The organism is Mesorhizobium sp. M7A.F.Ca.MR.362.00.0.0 (assembly GCF_004023175.1).
In the GTDB taxonomy this organism is placed as follows: Bacteria; Pseudomonadota; Alphaproteobacteria; order Rhizobiales; family Rhizobiaceae; genus Mesorhizobium.
This window is the reverse complement of record NZ_RZTF01000348.1, coordinates 2,614-6,754: the sequence shown is the minus strand read 5'-3', so window position 1 is coordinate 6,754 and position 4,141 is coordinate 2,614. Positions and strand designations below refer to the sequence as shown.

At 61.8% G+C, this 4,141-nt stretch carries 6 protein-coding genes; 2 read left to right on the top strand and 4 right to left on the bottom strand.

Annotation, left to right across the window (positions count from 1 at the left end; all coding sequences use genetic code 11):
- Positions 1 to 78: 78 nt before the first annotated feature.
- Complete coding sequence (locus EOC06_RS29415; protein WP_127269299.1) at positions 79 to 600, bottom strand: helix-turn-helix domain-containing protein; 522 nt, start codon at positions 598 to 600, stop codon at positions 79 to 81.
- 100 nt (positions 601 to 700) lie between these two features.
- Here EOC06_RS29415 and EOC06_RS29410 point away from each other — a divergent pair, with 100 nt between their 5' ends.
- Together EOC06_RS29410 and EOC06_RS29405 are read left to right on the top strand one after the other, a co-directional pair.
- Positions 701 to 1,531, top strand: a complete 831-nt coding sequence (locus tag EOC06_RS29410) for an alpha/beta fold hydrolase (protein ID WP_128309435.1) — start codon at positions 701 to 703, stop codon at positions 1,529 to 1,531.
- A gap of 105 nt (positions 1,532 to 1,636) precedes the next feature.
- Positions 1,637 to 2,293, top strand: a complete 657-nt coding sequence (locus EOC06_RS29405; RefSeq protein ID WP_128309434.1) for a glutathione S-transferase family protein — start codon at positions 1,637 to 1,639, stop codon at positions 2,291 to 2,293.
- A 6-nt stretch (positions 2,294 to 2,299) separates the two neighbouring features.
- Here EOC06_RS29405 and EOC06_RS29400 read toward each other — a convergent pair whose 3' ends face one another.
- Genes EOC06_RS29400 through EOC06_RS29390 form a run of 3 tightly spaced genes read right to left on the bottom strand, consistent with a single transcriptional unit; the run spans position 2,300 to position 4,127 of the window.
- The gene (locus EOC06_RS29400) at positions 2,300 to 2,563 is read right to left on the bottom strand and encodes a helix-turn-helix transcriptional regulator (protein ID WP_013529232.1); all 264 of its coding nucleotides are present in this window, start codon (positions 2,561 to 2,563) and stop codon (positions 2,300 to 2,302) included.
- Between the two features lie 32 nt (positions 2,564 to 2,595).
- The gene (locus EOC06_RS29395; RefSeq protein ID WP_329608556.1) at positions 2,596 to 3,927 is read right to left on the bottom strand and encodes an MFS transporter; all 1,332 of its coding nucleotides are present in this window, start codon (positions 3,925 to 3,927) and stop codon (positions 2,596 to 2,598) included.
- 5 nt (positions 3,928 to 3,932) lie between these two features.
- Positions 3,933 to 4,127 (bottom strand): DUF1192 domain-containing protein, encoded by a 195-nt coding sequence (locus EOC06_RS29390; protein ID WP_023810953.1) that lies wholly within the window; start codon positions 4,125 to 4,127, stop codon positions 3,933 to 3,935.
- Between the last annotated feature and the right edge of the window lie 14 nt (positions 4,128 to 4,141).

Genomic DNA, 4,141 nt, shown 5'->3' with positions numbered 1-4,141 from the left:
AGACCTTATCCAATCCCGTGAATTGTGATTTTCCGCTTCTTCTAGCAGAGCCGGCCCCCAAACGGGAAAATAAGTTGGTCAAGCGGCAGAGTCGGCGGCGAGAGCCTTGCTGGCAACCAGGGCTTCATAGGCGGCCTGCAAGGTGGCGCGGACAGAAGGACCCGACGCGGTATCGAGCGGCTTGCCGAGATGTTCATGGCGCAACTCGTCCATGAATTTGTCCCACATCGGCTGTCCGCCCTTTTCCAGAAGTTCGGCGCGGATCGAGAGTTCTTCGCTGACCGGCAGCCAGACGCGGCCCCAGGCGCCGAGATGGGCCAGGATCGGCACCAGCGTGATCGCCATTTCGGTCAGGCTGTAGATCGCCTTCTGCTTGTGCGAGGGGTCGTCGGCTTTGGTCAGCATGCCCAGTTCCATCAGCCGCTTCAGCCGATCGGCGAGGATGTTGGAGGCGATGCCTTCCATCGATCCGTTGAGCAGCTCGCGAAAATGACGCCTGCCGCCGAAGATCATGTCGCGAAGGATGATCAGGCTCCAGCGATCGCCGAACACTTCCAGCGACAGGTTGATCGGACATCCGGACCGGCGATCCATGCTCATGAGATTTTTTCTCCAAAACCAGTTGCATTGTCGTATCAGTTTTATTATCGTGCAACCGATTGCAAAATGCAATCAGTATTGCAGGAGAGGAGGCCGCACCGTGACGACGACCGAACGCCCCGAAATCATATCCGAAACCTTTGGCGATCCGGCGAACCCGCCGCTGTTGCTGATCATGGGAGCGATGGCCTCGATGCTGTGGTGGCCGGAGGCGTTTTGCCGGGAACTGGCCGATGCCGGCCTGTTCGTGATCCGCTACGACAATCGCGATACCGGCCGTTCGACCAAATACAAGCCGGGAGAGCCGCCCTACACGTTCGATGATATGGCCGACGATGCAATGCGCGTTCTCGACGACCACGGTATCGGCAAGGCGAATGTCGTCGGCATGTCGATGGGCGGCATGATCGCGCAGCTTGTGGCGTTGGAACACCCGTCCCGTGTCGTTTCTCTGACCGTGATCAGCAGTTCGCCGGTGGGAATCGACACATCCGGCCTTCCCGGGACGACCGAAGCCTACATGGAACACTCGGCCGAGGGCGCCAAAGTCGATTGGTCGGACCGTGGCCAGGTGGTCGATTTCATCGTCAGGGACGCGCGGGCGATCGCCAGCATCGCACATCCATTCGACGAGGCCCGGATGCGTGCCTTTGTCGAGCAGGATCACGACCGCTCCGGCGGCTTCCTGAGCGCCACCAACCATTTCATGCTCAGGGGCGGCGACGCGTGGAAAGGCCGCTTGCATGAAATGACGGCGCCGCTGCTGGTCATCCACGGCACGGCCGATCCGGTCTTTCCGGTCGAACATGGCGAGGCGCTGGGGAAGGCGGTCACCGGCGCGAAAATCATCCGGATCGAAGGTGGCGGCCACGAGCTGCATCCAAACGACTGGGATATGATTGTTGCCGGCATCGTCGCCCACGCCGCTTGAAGCGGCAAAAGCAGGCCTTGACGAGCAATGCTTGCCGCAGTGTTTACCTATGACGAGCATGCCCGGCGCCGGCCACCGATAAACCAGGAAACAGGCGAGCAAAAAATGTCCCTGACGCTTCATTTCCATCCGCTGGCCTCCTTCTGCTGGAAGCCGCTGATCGCGCTGTACGAGAACGCCACGCCGTTCAAGCCTGTCATCGTCGATCTTGGCGATGCTCAGTCGCGCGCGGCCTTCCTGAAGATTTCGCCGGCCGGCAAGATGCCGGCGCTGCGCGACGATGCGCGCGACCGCACGGTGCTGGAATCGACCATTGTTGTCGAATATCTGGCCGCGCATTATCCGGGGCCGGTCGACCTCGTTCCCGCCGACATCGACCTGGCGCTGGCCGTTCGCCAAGCCGACCGCTTCTATGATTTCTATGTGCAGGAGCCGATGCAGAAGATCGTCGGCGATCGGTTGCGGCCGCAGGACAAGACTGACCCGTTCGGCGTCGAGCAGGCCTGCGACCAGCTTCGCAATTCCTATGCCATCATCGGACAAGACATGCAGTCGAAGATCTGGGCGATGGGCGACACCTTCACCATGGCCGATTGCGCAGCGTCCCCGGCGCTGTTCTATGCTAACAAGGTCGAGCCGTTCGGCGACAAGTATCCGACCGTGAAACGCTACCATGACCGGCTGCTGCAGCGCTCCGCCTTCGCCCGGGTGATCGAGGAGGCGCAGCCCTACTTCAAGTTCTTCCCCTACAACAACGGTTGATCGGGGTTAGGCTTCCCAGAACTGATCGAGCCAGATGTTGAGTTTGAGGAAGCCGGTGCCGCTTACCGTATAGACGCGCCTTGTTCCTTCCGGCTTGGCGTGGACCAGGCCGGCATCGAGCAGCACTTTCAGATGTTGCGACACAGCCGGGCGCGAGACCGGCAAGCCGGCGGCCAGTTCGGTGACGGTTTTCGGGCCGCGGCGAAGTTCTTCCAGAAGATGGCGCCGATTGGGATCGGCAATCGCCATGAAGGCGTCGGAAAACATCATGCCTGTATTAGTGAGGCAAAGCCTTTCGAATCTCAACCGTCTGCTTCTGCTTTTCTTCTGGGATCGAGCCGCAATGCTTCCGGGGTGACCGAACGGTCGGCCGGCTGCGTCTTGAAGGCATCACGATCGCCGATCGGCACCGGCGCGCGGCGGCTGATGCGCAGCAGCGTGTAGCCTGCCAGGCAGAGATGCGCCAAGGCGGTCGCCAGGAACAGACCTTCCGGGCGCATCCAGCCCATCAAAGCGGCGGCGAGCAAGGGTCCAATCATCGTGCCGAAGCCGTAGAGCAGCAACAGCCCGCCAGATACCTTGACGAAATCCTCCGAGCGCGCGTGGTCGTTGGCATGCGCCACGGCAATCGAATAGAGCGTGTAGGCGAAGGCGCCATAGGCGGCAGTGAAGACGATGACGAAGACGCCGGAGCGCGGCTCGAACAGAAAGATCAAGAGCGCGAACAAAGCCCCGCCGAAAGCCGCTCCCGCCAGCACGAAACGCCGGTCGGTCTTGTCGGAGAGACGCCCGGCCGGAAGCTGCATGGCGGCACCGGCAACGACCACAAGGCTCATCATCAGGGCGATCTCGGCCGTGGAAATGCCGATGCGGGCGCCATAGACGGCGCCAAGCGTGCCCCAGGCGCCGTTGGCGATGCCGATCAACACGCAAGCGACCGCCGACACCGGCGAATTGGCATAAAGGCCTCTGACATCAAGTGAGACATCCTGCAGCGGCTTGGGGTGAGAGGCGGTCGAGACCGCCGTCGGAATGAGCGATAGGCAAAACAGGATGCCGGTGATCATGAACAGCGATGCGGACTTCACGTCGCCGCCGGCGACGATCATCTGCCCGCCCATGATCGAGGCATAAGTGACCATCATGTAGAGGCCGAAGACGGTGCCGCGGTTCTCGTTGGTGGCCTTCTCGTTCAGCCAGCTTTCGATGACCATGAAGGCACCGGCCATGGTGAAGCCGGTGAAGGCGCGCAGCAGGATCCAGACATATTCGTCGATGATCAGCCCGGTCAGTAGCGCCACGATGGCGCCGGATGCGGCAAAGGCGCCAAAGGCGCGAACGTGGCCTGCGCGGCGCACGATGCGCGGTGCGAAGAAGCAGCCGGTGACGAAGCCGCCGGCCCATGCCGTGCCCATCAGGCCGAGCGATGCGGTCGAGAAACCTTCCAGTTGACCGCGCAGGGGCAAGAGCAGTCCATGCAATCCAGATGCCGCGAGCAGGAAAGCGGTGCCGCGAAGCAGCGAGAGGATCGGTCGGTAGGTTGCGAACATTGTTTGATCCGGCTCAGGTTTGGCGGGGACGCTGGGTCTGAAGACAGCCGCATTCGGGCTTTTCGGCGGCGGGCTTTGCGCCAGCGCGCCTATCCGCGGCGGAACAGTGCTTCGGCCGCGGATTTGGTGGTGTCCTTGGCCTTGAGTTCGGCTTCCAGGCGGGCAATTTCGTCGCGCAGGATACCGATCCGCTCGGTCAAGTCGCTGACGGAAAGCAGTGACAGGTCCTGCCCGATCTCGTGCGGGCGTGCCTTCTTCTTGGGTTCGTCGTCGAAGATCGCCATCGTCGCTCCTCCTC